This window comes from Pedobacter sp. BAL39 (genome assembly GCF_000170795.1).
Taxonomy (GTDB): Bacteria; Bacteroidota; Bacteroidia; order Sphingobacteriales; family Sphingobacteriaceae; genus Pedobacter.
Map to the genome: position 1 here is coordinate 23,970 of NZ_ABCM01000015.1, position 17,235 is coordinate 41,204.

Consider the following 17,235-nt stretch of genomic DNA (forward strand, 5'->3'; position numbering starts at 1 on the left):
TAATTGAAATGAAAAAAAAATATCTATTCATGATTGTAGTTGGATTCTTGTCTTGTCGTCCGGAATCGAATGTTTGTGAAATTAAATCTTTATTCACGTTAGGCATCAAGGAAGTTATTATAAGTATTGGCGTTGGTCATGAGCATTATATTTTGGTTAAGGATTTTCCAAGATCCTGTCTTGATAGTGCTTTAATAATGACTGCTGCAAATAATTATAGAGATACGATACAGAAGGCTGAATTTGAGATTGCAATGCCCGTTAGCAACCTAAGGTTTTATAACTCAGATAAAAATTTCCTTTGGAAGACGGCGTCTGGGGACAATAGAAACTTAAACAGAAGTTGCTTAGTGGCAATTATAAGAGGTTATTTCGGTAAGCCAGATACTTATGTATTCTATAATGATAAAGGTGATATAATCTACACTGGCAACAAATGGTTAAAGTCAAAGTAGATCTAACTCATGGCCAATTCTTCTGATGTGACTCAAAATTTGTTGTTTTATTAGTGAATTTCCAGTAAACCATTAAAAATGAAAACGTTATTAATATTCACTTTCTGTTTATTTTCTACAGCTTCTTTTTCCCAGGTAGCGGTTGTCAATGCTGATAGCGTTTGGCTTGGCAATCCTGTTGGCATTGGTGGAGTTGGGCTATACGGAAAAATTTTTCTCAAAAACATGTTGGAAGGAGCCGCCAAAGACAGCATACTCGTGATTGGAAGCAACGGTCATCTAAAGTATATAAAATCATCATCCCTTAAGCCTACGAAAATTTCACTGGGCTTAGGGAATGTTGATAACACCTCCGATGCAACCAAAAATATTGGGGGAAATGCTGCAACTTCAACAAATGCAATAAAATGGAACGGCTATACCATAAATAAAACAGCTGTCCATGAAGACGGATTTGACTCTCTTTTTGCGAGAACCAGTGGATTGTTTGATGCCCGGCTTATTACAAAAACTGGCCTGCAATCATGGCTCGGATTAGGATCTGCTGCTTATCAAAATAACGGTGCAACCACCTTAAATGCGGGAAAATGGGGAGGCACAACTTACCTGGGTACTGAATTTACCAGTACTCCTGCCTGGATGCTCACCTATGATGGTGAAGGTGGCAACTGGCGACCTACAAGTATCGCCACAGTCAGAAGTTATCTGGGAATTGCTCCCGCCGGAGAAACCCTTGAAAGTGTCACCACAAGACAAAGTTCTACGAACAACACTATCAAAATTAAAGGACAAAATGGCCTCAGCGGTGGTGCCGGACTTGAACTGTTTTATACAGGAAATGCATCAGCCATCAATTCTTATAATAGGGATAATGCTACTTTCCTTCCAATGGATCTGGCATCAAGCAAGTATAATTTTCAGGTTGGAAATGTACTGATCGGGGCAGCGATTGACAATGGATTAGACAAGTTACAGGTTCAGGGTAAAATAGCCGCAGTTTCTGCGCAGGACAAGGGAGGTCTTCGATTGACAAAAAACACATTGGCCGGTGGTCAGGGACCTGGAATCATATTCAGTAACATCATCAACGATTCAAGTATAAAAGAAGTAGGTTCAATACAAGGCAAGCTACAATCAGGTAATGTGGCTAATTACGGAGGAGGATTAAGCTTTAATACAATTTATAATGGCGTCAGCACGGAAAGATTATACATCGATCAGACTGGGTTTTCAACATTTGGTGGGAACGTCATCGTTAATGGAAATGTGCATGCCAATGGGGATATTTTTGCCAACAGCTCAAAATTTATGTCGACGGTTGACGGTGCACAATTCGGCATTGAGCGGGTAGGTTGGTTATCCAGTTTGATCATCGGAAAGGGATACACATCTGGCGTTGGGGATTTCACTATGATCGGAGTAGCCGGTGGCCCGGACTATAGCGCGAAAAGAATGACATTATATGGTTCAAATGGTAATCTCAATGTTGTCGGATCTGTCACTGCGGCGGCATTTCTAGGAAATGCATCTAATTCGAGTCAATGGGGAGGTAGGTCTGTAAATTATACATCTGTAACTGAAGGTGTAAGTGGGGTATTAGGCACCAACAGCAATAGCCCTGAATCAGTCGCTAACTTCAGCAAGGAGGCAGTGAAAAATTGGCTTGCGCTATCAGGATCACAATTGGCGACATCAACCGCTGTTGCGGGTAATGATGTGGGGGTAGCCCAATTGATGAGATGGAAGCAGTTCGGCAATAACCATGTCATCTTTGATGCGTCTAATGGTACCGCACCAAATGGAACGGCGATAAACAATACGAACGCTGCAACTCCATGGACAGGAACCTATCCGTCACTCATGGGCTGGAATGGTTCCACTACCTTCGGGATTCGGGTGGATGCGTCTAGGATTTCAGATAACTGGCAAGGGGCAGGTACATACATCAATACTGATGAGACGATTAATACTTACATGATGGCGTTCGGAACAGATGGGAAATGGCATTCGGCAAGTGTTACCAATGTCCGGAATTTTCTTGGATTAGGATCAATTGCGTATTCCAATGCGGTGATTCCGACAAAAAGTTCTCAATTAATTAATGATTCCGGCTTTATCACCAGTGTGTCAATGGAAAATTATCTTCCCATCAGTGGAGGAGAAATGCAAGGTCCACTGACTGTGCAGATGAATTCGCCATCAACCGGCGTGAATCTGGATGTGGGTGGCTATGCGAGGTCTTTTGGTTTTCTGACTAACTCGGACAGATCGCTGAAAACCAATATCACCAGGCTGGGCAAATCTTCTGAGAAACTGGAAACGCTGAATGGTTATTCGTACCAGTGGAAGATCAATAAAAGAAATGATATCGGGATGATTGCCCAGGAAATTAAGGCAGCATTTCCTGAAGCAGTGTTCACCGATCAGAAGGGGATTTTGTCAGTTGACTATGGCAAGCTCGTAGCTCCGTTGATCGAAGGTCATAAAGAGCAACAGCAACAGATAAATGAATTGAAAGCTGAAATAGCAGAATTAAAGAAAATGATCCTAAGTAAACAATAAGAAGCCCTTTATCAAACCGATCCCAATTGTATAACATGAAAAAAGTATTATATTAAAATGAAAAAACTATTAACGCTGGCTCTCCTCTTAATATCGTCTGCCTCTTTTTCGCAGGTAGCGGTTGTTAATGCCGACAGTGTCTGGCTGGGTAATCCTGTAGGGATTGGAGGCGTAGCCTTGTATGGGAAGATTTTCCTGAAGAATATGCTGGAAGGAGATGCGAAAGACAGCATCCTGGTAATCGGTGCGAATGCTCATTTGAAATATATCAAGGTATCTTCTATCAGGTCTACTAAAGTAAGTTTAGGACTGGGAAATGTTGAGAATACCTCAGATCTGAATAAGCCGATTAGTACAGCGACTCAAGCCGCATTAAACAATAAGCAGAACCTGATTTCACTTACAACAACAGGATCAGGTGCTGCAACATTCAATGCAACTACAGGTGCATTGAATATTCCTACGTTCACCATCACCCCGTCGAATCTCGCGCTGGGAATAAGGACCGCAACAGCACTTGCGATTACCAATAGCAATGGTACAGGTCTTACACTTCCTGTAGCGACAAATGCATTGGCGGGAACCATGTCCTCGGCTGATAAAGCTAAACTGGACGGCATTGCTGCAGGGGCTACGACAAACATTGGAACCGTTGTGAGTGTCTCTTCGGTAAACACTGATATTTCGGTAGCAACCGGAACAAGTACACCCGTACTGGCACTCAATAGTGGAACGGGCGCAAACCAGGTTGTGAAAAGGGATGTAAATGGCGTTATTCCAAATGTACTGTCGTTGACGACGGCTGGAACGGGCGCTGCAACATTCAACGCGACAACGGGTGCTTTAAATATACCTGCTGTTACACTGTCGCCATCAGACCTTGCTTTAGGAGCCAGAACAACGACTACAGTACCCGTCACGAATTCTAATGGTACCGGTGTGACCCTTCCGATTGCAACTACCGCATTGGCAGGAATTATGTCTTCCGCTGATAAACTTAAACTGGACGGAATTATAGCAGGGGCCACTGCTAACACGGGTACAGTCACCAGTGTTGGTGTAACTGTTCCAGCAGGATTGTCTGTATCAGGTTCTCCTGTTACCACTTCGGGCACAATTGCCTTAGGTCTGCAATCTGGATATGCTATACCGACCACTGCCAAACAAACACAATGGGATACAGCAGCGGGATGGGGGAATCATACCGGGCTTTACCTTCCTTTATCGGGAGGTACTTTAACTGGTTCATTAAATGGAACTTCGGCTACTTTTAGTGCGCCTGTAACCGCTACGGATTTTACAACTAACTCGCCTTCGCCAGCAAATCGTGGTTTTTTAACGAAGGTTAACGGAGTAAACAGGTGGGGTGTAATGACCGATAATGCAGCAGAACCTGGTGCTAATGCCGGATCTAATTTTTCTATCAAGAGGTTTAGTGATACCGGAACAGAGCTGGCAAATTCAATGTCCATCAACCGGGCGACAGGAGCGGCGGCTTTTGAAGGCGAACTAAGTGCCAAAAACTTTACATCCGTATCTACAGGAACAGGATACGCTTCCCGTTCTTTTCATGGACTTAGAGGGGATTATACTCAGAATGGAAATTCTGATAAAATCATCTGGACGATTGGAGATACCTGGAATACGATTGCAACCATGTATGGTATAGGTTATCAGTTTGCATCGAAGTATGTGAATGGACAACATCAAATTGTATTTAGAGAGAACGGAAGTGTGAAAGCAGCAATAAACCTAAGTACAGGGGGAGCATTCTTTGATGGGTATGTAAACTCACCAGCGGCCCCCGTTCTGCAGAATCACTTGACGAATAAAGCTTATGTTGATGGATTGAGCAATGGGCAAAATCTTCAATTGACAACCAACAAAGGGAATATTACGTCCAATACGCTTTTTATTACAGGTGGAACAAGGCCAACAGGGAATCCGAATGGTTCAGCATTGTATATGCAAAATAACGCTTCTGGCGTCTCTACGCTGGAATCTTATGATTACGCTACCGCTACCGGAGCCAGGTTAGTACTCAATCCTAATGGAGGGCCAGTGGTGGTGGGAAATACCACGCCCATCACTGGATTTTCTTTAACTGCAAACACAGGTATCGCCGTAGTAGGAGCAGGAGTCAACATGATGTTAAGGGGAACATCGGCAACAGGAAATAACATCATGGAATTTCAGAATAATGCCGGTGTTAGATCTTCGTACATAGGGCATGGTGCTTCCTCTACAAACGACTTATATTATAATCTCCCAGGTAACAATATCCATCAATTTGCAACTTCAAACGCAATCAGATTTAGGATTGCTGAAACAGCAACGGAGTCGCTCAATAAACTTAAGATCTATAGAACTGATAATCCTACTTATAATGGGCAGTTCACACAAATCGATCATGACTTGGGGGCGACTAATATTTTGTCTAAGAATACCTGGAATGGTGCTTTTTCTCCAATTACCATCAGTCAGGGTAATAATTTAGTCAACAGGGAGCTGGCAAGGTTCAGTGAGTCCGGTAATTTTGGCATAAACTGGAAGGAGACGGCTATTCCTTATAAATTTGCGGTTTACAGTGCAGGAAATACAACGACAACCTCTTCCTTTTTGTTGGGTGAATATTTTGGTGCTTTAGTTGGTACAAGGTCAGTAGATCCAAATTATTATGCTTTTAACGTGGTGTCTGGTGTAGATAGCCTAGGACGAAATGGTACATCGTTATTTAAGGTTAGCGCAAATGGGGCGTCGACATTTTCCGGAAGCGCTACTGCCAGTACTTTCGTCAGCAGCCCAACCGGTGGCGGATTTGCTTCGCGCACTTTTCATGGATTAAGAGGGGATTATACACAGAATGGTACTACTGATAAAATCATCTGGACTATTGGAGATAACTGGAATACGATTGAAAATATGTACGGTCTTGGTTATCAATTTAATTCTAAATATGCGACTGGTCAACACCAGATCGTATTTAAACATGCAGGTAATGTGACTGCATCAGTTAACCTCACCAATGGTGCTGCTTACTTCGACGGACCGATAGCTTCTGCTCCTGCGCCAACGATTATGAGCCATTTAGCAAATAAAGGATACGTAGATCAGCAGGTTGCTATAAAAGCAAATCTGGCTTCCCCAACTTTTACCGGAACGGTGACTGCGCCAACATTTGCCGGCGCGGTGAACGGAAATGCTACATCGGCGGCAAAACTGCAAACACCAAGAACAATCAATGGAGTCCCTTTTGATGGTACCGCAAACATCACCATTCCCACTACAGATGCAACCGTTAGCAGCGGAAGTTTCACTCCAGTAATTAGTGGGGCAGTCGGGATAGCATCCTACACCTCAAATCTATCATTTTACACAAAGATAGGAAGCATTGTGACAGTGACGGGTAGCATGAGAGTAATCACCAATTCCACGTCATCAGGTACACTGGTCACTTTTTATTCGGAGGCCCCGGTATCACCTAATTTTGCAAATACCTTTGATGTCTCCGGAGTTGCCGTAATCTCCGGGTATGCAGCAACCGATGTGATCTTTCCGGGAAAAATTGCTGCAAATAGTCAGACGAATGCTACAATAACTTTTATCATCCCGCCAAATATAACATCCTCCTCTTTCGAATTGAAGTTCAACTATACCTATAAGATTAACTAAATATCGCTTAACAAGTTATCATGAATAAATTAATTACAGCCCTTCTACTCCTGATCTCCTCGGCCACCTTCGCACAGGTCTCAGTGATCAATCCCGACAGCATCCGACTAGGTACGCCTAATGGAACCGGAAGCGTCGGTCTCTACGGCAAACTCTTCCTTAAAAATATCCTTGAAGGGAATCCCAAGGACAGCATCCTTGTTCGTGGTGCAGACGGACATATTCGATTTGTAAAACAAAGTAGGTTTGGTCTGGGGGCAGTCACGCTGGTGAGCTCTGCGAATACGGATATTGAGGTGTTTACCGGTACGACGACACCAGTATTAAAGCTGAATGCTGGTTCTGGTCCGAACCAGATTGTCAAACGTGATGGAAATGGATTTATTGATGGCGTGATCCGTAATAACACGATATCAACACCACAAGTGGCTAACTTTAGTCTTAAAGGTTATGGATATTTTATAAACCCGGAAACCAATTTTTCGATGACCCTCGATGCAGCGGCATTGGTTGGCCGTGGTACTAATTTTATATCTAGCTTTTCACCATCTAGCATTTCAGTTTCCAATACGCTCAGTACAGAGAGCTTAACAATGCAAGCGCGTTCATTATTCTTTGATGGTATAGGAAAAACGATAGAACTGACGCCGAATTTCTCCGCTCAGGCTACTGGGCTGATCAGGGTGACAATGCCAACTGTGACTGGGACCCTGGCACTCAGATCCGAACTTCCACGCAATTATGTGACGAGCAATAGCGATCAGGATACTTTGTGGGGGTATAAGGTCTGGCGTTCTCCGCAGACTGTGACAGCGCAGGTAACTGCTACATCATTTGTACAGTCATCTTCGAGGAAATTAAAAGAAAATATCATCCCTTTTACCACCAACGCACTAGCAAAAATCAATGAAATAGATGTCGTGTCTTTTAGCTATAAGAATGACGATAGAAGTTTAAAGAAAGTTGGTTTCATCGCCGAAGATACTGATCCATTGTTTTCGACAGTAGACCACAATACCATGGATATAGGAACAACCCTTGGTGTTGCCTTGAAAGCGATTCAGGAATTGTCTGCCGAAGTCGAAGCCCTGAAAGCAGAGCTGGCAAAATATAAAAAAGTAAAAACCACAAAGAAGTAATCGACATGAGGAAGAATAACTACTTAGTTACCGGAAAAGATTTGAAAGTTTCTGTTGCGGAGGGTTGGTTGTTTAGGGTTCCCGGAAGCGAAGATATCCCTGATCTGGTTTGTGTAAATAATGAGGCTGCAATGGCTTTTGTAGAGCTTGATCCAAGCTATTTACCGCAAAATGGGAGAATGCCGCTTTGGCAGGAGATCGTGCCCCTGCATCCATTACCGGACAATATGATTGAATTGGTCGGCACCATGTTTTTAAGGAACAGGCCCCAAAATACTTTAATCGTAAGCCTGCAAATTGAAAGTGCGCTTCCATTTGCGGAGGCGCATACGTTAACCATTAAAACGCGAAACGTTGAGCTCAGAAGGATTGATGATAACTTGAGTGTTCCCATGGATGCCTCAGTTACTGTGACCACCATTCCGGGGCAACATTTGTCAATAGACATGATCGTTTACGATGGTCCCTTATATTATGATGCACTAATTACCGTGAACCTGGGCTTTGAAGTTTTTCCAATGGTCGTTGAAGGTCACAGATTATCCAGAATACTCCCAATAGACCTATGAGCTTAACATCAAGAATCACCACGCTTTTAATTTTTATTTCCTCCACAACATTTGCTCAGATTACAGTAAACAACGCCGATAGTGTGCATTTAGGAGAGCCAGCCATTAATGGAAGCATTGGGCTTTACGGAAAAATATTTCTAAAAAATATACTCATCGGCAATGCCAATGATAGTATTCTGGTACGCAATGCAAGCGGGCAGCTGCGTTTTGTAAACCAAAGTGTGTTTGCGAGAAAAGGGACGATCAACCTTGCCCTTGGTACCAGAACGGCTACCACAATTCCGATTACCAATTCCAGCGGTACCGGCTTTGTTTTACCAATTGCAACTAATGCACTCGCAGGAATGATGTCTTCTGTCGATAAAGCCAAGCTGGATGGCATCGCTACAGGTGCAACCGCGAATACAGGAACAGTAACAAATGTGAGCTCTACAAACACTTACATCACAGTAGCTACAGGCACCACAACTCCTGCGCTGACACTAAATGCTGGGAGTAATGCCAACCAGGTGGTGGTGAGAGACGGTGCCGGAAACATTGCTGCAAGTGTGTTTTCCGGTAATCTGGTGGGCAATGCTTCAACGGCTACGACAGCGGCCAACTCGACACTATGGAACAATTACAGTCATGACATGAATACAAATGTTGGAACCTCTTTGGCAACTACTGGTTATATCCTTGGGGTTCCATCCGGGACCGGTTTGATAAGTAAACACAATCAGGCTTCAATAAGAGCTTTTCTGGGATTGGGAGCGAATGCTTATAGTTCTGTGGGGTATTTGCCACTTACAGGGGGAACGCTTACTGGTGCTTTAAGTGGAAGTACCGGGAGTTTTTATGGCGCTGTTACATCAGGCTCGAACTTCATTGTTTCTGCTGCCGCAGGATCTAATCGAGGGCTAAGTATTCAAACTGCGCCTTCATCAACAAGGTGGTATGCGTACGCGGATAATTCGCCAGAGACTGGAGCGAATGCAGGTAGCAATTTTTTAATTTCACGATATAATGATGCCGGCGCTTTTTTGGGTACCTCTTTAACATTAAATAGGGCGACTGGGGCTGCGACTTTTGGCTCGACCTTGCAGGCTGGCTTGACAAAAATAGTTGGCGGAGGAAACTTACTGACACTTCAAAGTGGTTCGGAAACGGGAAATAGCTATATTGAGTTTCTAAATAACGCGGGGGTGCGAAACTCCTATATCGGTCACGGAAGTACCACCACAAATGATTTATTTTATGTTCTTCCAACAGCGAGTGTTCACAGGTTCTATACGACTGCTTTACAACGGTTAGGGATCTCCGACTCCCGGGTTACTGCCGAAATTCCGCTCAGAGTAAACAAAGCTGGAAATCAGTTCCAATATGTTCAGTTAGCTCAGGAAGATGGAATGACAATGGTTCTTAGTAAACATGAGCAGTCTACGTTTTATCCACAAATGTCGTTTGTTCAGGGAAACAACACCGATAACAGAGAGATGGCTAGGTTTAACAATGACGGTAATTTGGTGCTTAATCAAAAAATAGGGGTAGGAAAGAGTCCGATTGCCAATCTTGATGTGCTGGGAACAGGCACATTTACAGGCACTGTAACTGCACCTGCTTTTACAGGAGGTTTAACTGGAAATGCGACCTCAGCGACTGCTTTACAGACCCCAAGAACACTCTGGGGGCAAAACTTCAATGGGACGGCAAATGTTTCGGGGGCATTAACCGGAGTAACCACTATTGCTGCTACCGGTGCGGTATCGGCAACTACCATGATCATGGCCAATAATACGAACTATGCAAGCAGCCCATTTGCACTGGTTGGCAAAAACAGCGGAACAGATAACACCTTGTATACTTATAGCCCTGATGGTGTTAAAGCAATGCTGGGTCTTGGATCAAATGCGTATAGCTCTGCGGCATATCTGCCATTGACTGGAGGGACGCTGACTGGGCAATTGATCGGAACCGCAGGTGTATTTAATACCAGTCTTGTCGGTCAATCAGTTAGGTCAAATTCCAACTTTAGTATACTCAATTCAGGAGGGGCTGCACAGAAGGTCATGGATTATACTGAGCTTACTTATAATAGGGCTTCTCTTAATTTATATTCGCAATACGGTAATAATACGCCTGTATTAGGAATGACCCTTACAGGTACGATAATTCCCGATGCTGTATTTACAGGTAATATTGCAGCAAAACAAGGCACCTTTACCGCTGCGGGTGGCGCTGCAAGGTTACAGGGTACTACTGCAACAGGAAACGTATATATGGAGTTTCTAAATACAACAGGTACCAGACTTTCCTATATTGGCCATGGAACATCTGCAACAAATGATCTTTATTATACTTTGCCAACCAATAATGCCCATCGTTTCCTTACTTCTAATATACAGCGACTTGGTATTTCTGATGCAAGGGTGACTACGGAGATTCCGTTAAGGATAAACAGGTCAAACAACTCACTTCATTATACACAGATAGACCATGAAGCTGGGGCAACCACCGTTCTTGGTAAGAATGGGGAGTCTGCAGTTTATCCACAAATATTATTTGTTCAGGGAAATAATGCCGATGACAGAGAGATGGCCCGGTTCAATAATGATGGTAATTTAGTTACTACGCAAAAGATAGGGGTGGGAAAGAGTCCTATTGCGAATCTTGATGTGCTTGGAACGGGTGCATTTACAGGCACTGTAACTGCGCCTGCTTTTACAGGAGGTTTAACTGGAAATGCGACTTCTGCCACAACATTACAGACACCAAGGTTAATTAACGGTGTGTCTTTTAATGGATCCTCTGATATTACCATTCCCGCAACAACCAATCAACTGGTAGGAAACAATTATGTAACCGGAGGGACTGAGTTACCCAATTTCTTTGGATCGGGTAAATTGAGGCTTCAGATGCTCAGCGGAACGGCAGCCGGAATGGGGACCTGGATGGATGCACTTTGGATGTCTTCTTATACTGGCACGGATGTGAAGCTAGGTAATCAATTGTTATTCTCAAAATCTGCAATCGGTAAAATAGGCTTCAGACAACAAAATTACGATGCTACCGCGTGGGGCCAGGTGTATGAGATTTTCCATACCGGGAATTTTAATCCGGCAACCTACACGACTAAAACTTATGTAGATGGAGCAATTGCCGCTTTACCCGCTGCTACCCTGGCGAATACGCCATCAACAGTTCCACTAAGAAATACCTCCGGAAAACTGGAAGGAGCAGCTCCAACAGCAGCTGCTGAGCTGGTGAACCTTGGTACCTTGGAAAACTATGCTGCGAGTGGAACGTATATACCGACCTCAACAGGTTTACTCGGACTTAGCTCATTGGCAGTGAAAAAGGCATTTTACACAACTGTTGGTCCAGCTAAAATCGTTACCGTTACAGGCCATATTACTGCACAATCTGTAGCAATTTCTGCAGGAGGTTTAATGACTTTTAGATTGAGTATTCCTCTTCCCGCTTCATTTGCTTATTCTGAAGATCTATCGGGAGTTGCAAGTATTCTGGCTTCCAATAATACTACCATCTCGGGTACTGTTTCGGCAAATAGTCCAACTGAAGCTACTTTCACATTTTATAATCCTCTTGCATTAACTGCCGGGCAGACATTGTACATTAAATATTCGTTCACCTATCAATTGCCTTAACGGGGTTTTACCTCATCACTGAATCCTAACTTATTATCCTAAAATATTACTAATAAGCTCGTTCCCTTCATTATCATGAAAAGACTCTTTATTCTTTTTTTTATCCTTATATCCTCAGCTTCTTTTGCTCAGGTTTCCGTGATCAGTGCTGACAGCGTACATTTAGGCGAACCAGGGACCACTGGTAGCATCGGCTTATATGGCAAACTGTTTCTTAAAAATATAATGGAGGGAAATGCTAATGACAGCATCCTTGTACGGGGGGCAAATGGGTATATGCGTTTCGTAAAACAGACAGCGTTTGTTAGAAGAGGTACAGTGAATCTGGCACTCGGTACCAGAACGACGACTACACTTCCCATTGTTAATTCAAATGGTTCCGGATTCATATTACCAGTTGCAACCAGTGCATTTGCTGGAATGCTGTCCTCAGCAGATAAAGTGAAGCTTGATGGTATTGCTGTTGGAGCTACTGCTAATCAGGGAACGGTAACGAGCCTGAGCTCCGCTAATACCTACCTCACGATAGCTACGGGAACAACAACACCAATGCTAACTCTTAATGCTGGAAATAGCCCCAATCAGGTCGTAGTAAGAGACGGAGCAGGAAATATTGCTTCCAGTGTCTTTTCTGGTAATCTGGTCGGGAATGCTGCAACGGCCACAACTGCTGCAAATTCCACCCTATGGAACGGCTATAGTCATGACATGAACACGACTGTAGGTACCTCATTGGCCACAACGGGATATCTTCTTGGCGTACCTTCAGGCACGGGTCTGGTAAGTAAACATAACCAGGCATCGATCAGGACGTTTCTTGGGCTCGGCAGCAACGCTTACAGCTCTGCAGCTTTTCTGCCGCTGACAGGAGGTACGTTAACCGGGGCGCTTAACGGAACTTCTTCCAGTTTCAGCGCCGGGGTTACATCTGGTTCGAATTTTACAGTTTCCGGGGCGGCTGGTACATATAGGGGTCTTAGTATCCAAACCACACCGTCTTCTCCTCGCTGGTATGCCTATGCGGACAATTCGGCCGAGACAGGGGGTAATACGGGTAGCAATTTCCTGATTTCCAGATATAATGATGCTGGCACCAATCTGGGAGCAGTGCTTACGATGAACAGAGCGACAGGAAACGTCGCTTTTAGTGCTTCCTTACAAGCTGGTACTGCCAGATTCATCGGAGGCGGAAATACAATGACGCTCCAGAGTGCTACGGGAACGGGTAATTCCTATATCGAGTTTGTAAACGTTAGCGGGGTCAGAAATTCCTACATCGGCCATGGGACTGCAGCAACAAATGATTTATACTATATGTTACCCACTGCAAACGTCCATCGATTTTATACGACAGGATTACAAAGGCTAGGTGTTTCTGATTCAAGGGTGACCACAGAAATCCCATTTCGAGTGAATAGGGCTGGCACTCAGTTGCAGTATACGCAACTGGATCACGAAGCTGGCGCTACCACCTTATTGTCGAAGAATGAATCAAGTGCCATATATTCCCAGCTTACTTTCGCTCAAGGTAACAATGAGCTAAACCGGGAAGTTGGACGCTTCAATAATGATGGGAATCTGATCATTCCGGGAAAGGTTACTGCTGCAGGCGGTTTCGAAGGAAATGCGACTAGTGCCAGCATTTTACAAACCCCAAGGCTAATTAATGGGGTTCCATTTAACGGTGCTGCTGATATTACCGTGTCCGCACCAAACAACGAATTGATTGGAAGCAATTATATTTCGGGAGGACATGAACTTCCCACCTTCTTTGGGTCAGCGAAATTAAGGTTACAAATGCTCAATGGACAAGCTGCAGGAATGGGTGGCTGGATGGATGCACTTTGGCTATCGTCTTATTGGGGGCCAGATGTGAAAATGAGTAGCCAACTGCTTTTTTCAAAATCTATTTCCGGTAAGATTGGATTCAGGCAGCAGAATTATGATGCTTCGGCATGGGGTCCCACTTATGAGATTTATCACAGTGGTAATTTTACGCCCGGAAACTACTTGCCACTTTCAGGAGGGACACTTACTGGCGCACTTAGCGGAACGACCGGCAATTTCTCTGGCGCAGTTACTGCCACTGGTTTTGCGGCATCCGGAGCAGCAGGGACCAATAGGGGAATCAGCATGCTGACCAATGGTTCCGGAAGATGGTATATGTACACTGAAACTTCAGCAGAGACAGGATCTAACGTAGGTAGTAATCTGGTCATTCAAAGATACAGCGATACTGGTGTTGCCCTGGGGCAGGCTTTAAACATCAATAGATCAACTGGTAATACAACCTTTGGCGGTACTGTCGCGGCAAACAACCAATTGTCGGTAACAGGACCGGGCTCAAATCTGCTGCTTAAGAGTACCTCAGCCGCTGGCAACAACTTCATGGAATTCCAAACCAACAATGCAACAAGGACTGCTTATATCGGGCAGGCTGCGGTTACGAACGACATGTACTACACTTTAATGTTTAACAACGAACACATCTTCAGCACCAACAATGCGAACCGTTTCAAGATCGCGAACACTTTAACTACCTCACTGAATCCTCTAATGATCAACACGACAGGCTCAGCCTTGAAATTGAAAAGCACAACTTCTGCTGGAGGAGCATACCTCGAATTTTTTAATAACGAGGATGTCAGGAATTCCTACATTGGTCATGGTTCTACATCAAATAATGATTTTTACTATTTCCTTCCATCAACTAGTAAACATCTTTTCTATACTTCTGGTATCAGCAGAATGTCCATCTCGGATGACCTTGTCGGCATTGCGGCACCACTTAGGATTAATAAAATGGCCGGTGGCTCATGGACAGATATCAATCATGAACTTGGGGCAACCTCAATCCTGTCAAAAAACAACCAGTCGACCACCTGGTCTCAGATTATTTTTTCTCAGGGAAATAATGCGGCTGATAGAGAGCTGGCAAGATTTGACCAGAATGGATACTTTATAGGTGCCCTTAGTGGAACTGCGGCTGTGCCTGCTTTCAGGTTATTCGGCTCTACAAATACAGGTTTGTTTGCACCAAGCGCCACATCTATGGCCATCTCCACAAATGGGGCTACCGCCATGCTGTTGGATGCGGCAAGGAATGCAACTTTTTTTGGAAATATCAGTACCGCGAGCAATGCCTACACCATTAGTGGAAAGGGAGTATCAGTAAACTCCGTCGGATCGCCGTTAACCGGGGATGGTCTTGCACTGTATGCCAGTGGATCCACTCCGTATGCAGGAGGGATGCCTGCATATGGCATAGCCTTCTCTGGAACACCGACCTTTGGAACCCATGGTGCTGTCACCGGCGACTGGGCAACGTACCTGACCGTTAGCGGCGCCAATACAAGAGGATGGATTTTTAAAGCAGCGAATGGGTCGGGTGGAAATGTTGCATCAATCAGCTTAACAGGAACGGCAGCTTTTAACGGAACTGTATCTGTCGCAACTCCGACGCAGGATGCCCACGCAACGACAAAAGCTTATGTCGACGCAGCCGTCGTCAATGCTGGAAATACAAATCAGACCAACTTAAATACAAAAGCAAATGTCAGTGGACAGGCATTTACCGGAAGGATCAGCGGACCGGATGGTGTGGAGAATACAGACTACATCACTAAACAACAGGTACCCGCCCTGGCTTCCGCGTCATCAGGAGTAGTGAGGATGATCGAATCAGCCAATTCAGGTATTTTCTTTAATAGCAATAATACTTATCTGGAGCGAGGCACCCTTGGAACTGCTTACGCTTATACAATACCAGCAGGGACCTTGGCAGGAGGTAATTCTATGCTTAGGATTAACCTTTCTCTGGTAGAGTGGACGATGAACGCCAGTAATAGTAAACTGATCTATCTTGAATTTACTCAGGGCGCTAATGTGTATTTATTTCCCGTCATGGAATCGACTACCGGAGGAAAGTTTACTTTTAATACCATATTCACTGCAACGGGTAGAGGAGGAGGAGGTTTAATGTACGGAGCTGCAGTTACTACGGCTCGCGACAATTCCAACCTGAGCCTCAACAGGCTGTATAATTCCTCAATTTCAACAATAGATTTTCGCCAGGCAGTTACCGTTAGGATCAAACTAAATACCACAACAGGTACGGAAGATGTTAGCCTGCTTCCATTTTTCATAGAAGCTGCTGACCGACCTACTACAAATTAATGAGAACTATATGGCTATATTCACTCTTGCTGCTGACTTGTCTACCAGGACAGGCACAGCAGCGCGCGCATTATTCTCAGTATATGCTCAATAATTATTTGCTGAATCCTGCGCTTAGTGGAATAGAAAACTACACAGATGTCCGGCTTGGGCACCGTAAGCAATGGAGTGGCTTGTCAGATGCACCCCAAACCAGCTTTATAACCGCCAACTGGTCTTTAGGTGATCAATACCTGTGGCCCAATCCACTATCATTTGATGAAAAAGGAGATAATCCCATGCAGCGCAACTATCAGCAGCACTACACTTCCTCTCCTGCACACCATGGGATGGGCATTTTGATTGCCAATGATCATGCGGCTCAAATCAATAGCACTGTGCTCGGTATTTCTTACGCTTACCATCTTCAAATGAATGGCCGTTTGAACCTTAGTATGGGACTTTCAGGAGGTTTTAACCGAACATCCATCAATACTGCGGGATTGCTGATGGAAAGTCCCTCTGATCCGGCCCTGGCAAATGCGACACGGAATGCTTTTAATCCTGATCTCAGCATTGGTACATGGTTATACGGTCCTGATTTTTTTGCCGGCATCTCCGTTCAGCAACTGGTGGCACAGACCATGGTTTTTAATGAAGACCAGCAATATAACCATAGTAAACAAATACCACATGTATTTGCGACGGCTGGTTATAAGGTTTTCTTTGCTGAAGATTTTTATGTACTGCCATCAGTGATGGCTAAAATTGTGACCAATACGCCTACGTCCGTAGATGCAAATTTTAAAATGGGATATAGAGATCGTGCCTGGATAGGGGCTGGATATCGGGCAAATGATGCCATGGTGGCCATGGCAGGAGTAAACATCAGTCAGCTGTTCAATGTGACCTATTCCTATGATTTTACGGCATCGCCATTAAATCAGGTAAGTAATGGAAGTCATGAGCTGGTGATTGGTTTGCTATTGAATAATGTATATAAGGTGTTTTGTCCGCAGAACATGTGGTAATT

General features: G+C 44.2%; 8 protein-coding genes. All 8 read left to right on the forward strand.

Annotated elements, in window-relative coordinates:
• The first annotated feature begins 8 nt into the window (after positions 1-8).
• Complete coding sequence (locus PBAL39_RS17440; protein WP_008243957.1) at positions 9-455, forward strand: hypothetical protein; 447 nt, start codon at positions 9-11, stop codon at positions 453-455.
• Positions 456-533: 78 nt separating this feature from the next.
• Positions 534-3,017 (forward strand): tail fiber domain-containing protein, encoded by a 2,484-nt coding sequence (locus PBAL39_RS24790; protein ID WP_008243959.1) that lies wholly within the window; start codon positions 534-536, stop codon positions 3,015-3,017.
• Positions 3,018-3,074: 57 nt separating this feature from the next.
• Positions 3,075-6,689: a hypothetical protein gene (locus PBAL39_RS17450; RefSeq protein ID WP_008243961.1), complete on the forward strand. Its 3,615-nt coding sequence runs from the start codon at positions 3,075-3,077 to the stop codon at positions 6,687-6,689.
• A 20-nt stretch (positions 6,690-6,709) separates the two neighbouring features.
• The gene (locus tag PBAL39_RS17455; RefSeq protein ID WP_008243963.1) at positions 6,710-7,828 is read left to right on the forward strand and encodes a tail fiber domain-containing protein; all 1,119 of its coding nucleotides are present in this window, start codon (positions 6,710-6,712) and stop codon (positions 7,826-7,828) included.
• A gap of 5 nt (positions 7,829-7,833) precedes the next feature.
• A complete protein-coding gene (locus PBAL39_RS17460; protein WP_008243978.1) occupies positions 7,834-8,397 on the forward strand; it encodes a hypothetical protein in 564 nt (187 codons plus the stop codon).
• Positions 8,394-12,047, forward strand: coding sequence for a hypothetical protein (locus PBAL39_RS17465; RefSeq protein ID WP_008243980.1), 3,654 nt, complete (start codon positions 8,394-8,396; stop codon positions 12,045-12,047). The genes PBAL39_RS17460 and PBAL39_RS17465 overlap by 4 nt, the downstream gene beginning before the upstream one ends.
• 75 nt (positions 12,048-12,122) lie before the next feature.
• Positions 12,123-16,223 (forward strand): hypothetical protein, encoded by a 4,101-nt coding sequence (locus PBAL39_RS17470; RefSeq protein ID WP_008243982.1) that lies wholly within the window; start codon positions 12,123-12,125, stop codon positions 16,221-16,223.
• Positions 16,223-17,233: a type IX secretion system membrane protein PorP/SprF gene (locus tag PBAL39_RS17475; RefSeq protein ID WP_039866996.1), complete on the forward strand. Its 1,011-nt coding sequence runs from the start codon at positions 16,223-16,225 to the stop codon at positions 17,231-17,233. The genes PBAL39_RS17470 and PBAL39_RS17475 overlap by 1 nt, the downstream gene beginning before the upstream one ends.
• Positions 17,234-17,235 lie beyond the last annotated feature (2 nt).

Coding starts and splice junctions, on each gene's coding strand:
- PBAL39_RS17455 (WP_008243963.1), top strand. CDS start 6,710: ATGAATAAATTAATTACAGCCCTTCTACTCCTGATCTCCTCGGCCACC.
- PBAL39_RS17475 (WP_039866996.1), top strand. CDS start 16,223: ATGAGAACTATATGGCTATATTCACTCTTGCTGCTGACTTGTCTACCA.
- PBAL39_RS17465 (WP_008243980.1), top strand. CDS start 8,394: ATGAGCTTAACATCAAGAATCACCACGCTTTTAATTTTTATTTCCTCC.
- PBAL39_RS24790 (WP_008243959.1), top strand. CDS start 534: ATGAAAACGTTATTAATATTCACTTTCTGTTTATTTTCTACAGCTTCT.
- PBAL39_RS17460 (WP_008243978.1), top strand. CDS start 7,834: ATGAGGAAGAATAACTACTTAGTTACCGGAAAAGATTTGAAAGTTTCT.
- PBAL39_RS17450 (WP_008243961.1), top strand. CDS start 3,075: ATGAAAAAACTATTAACGCTGGCTCTCCTCTTAATATCGTCTGCCTCT.
- PBAL39_RS17470 (WP_008243982.1), top strand. CDS start 12,123: ATGAAAAGACTCTTTATTCTTTTTTTTATCCTTATATCCTCAGCTTCT.
- PBAL39_RS17440 (WP_008243957.1), top strand. CDS start 9: ATGAAAAAAAAATATCTATTCATGATTGTAGTTGGATTCTTGTCTTGT.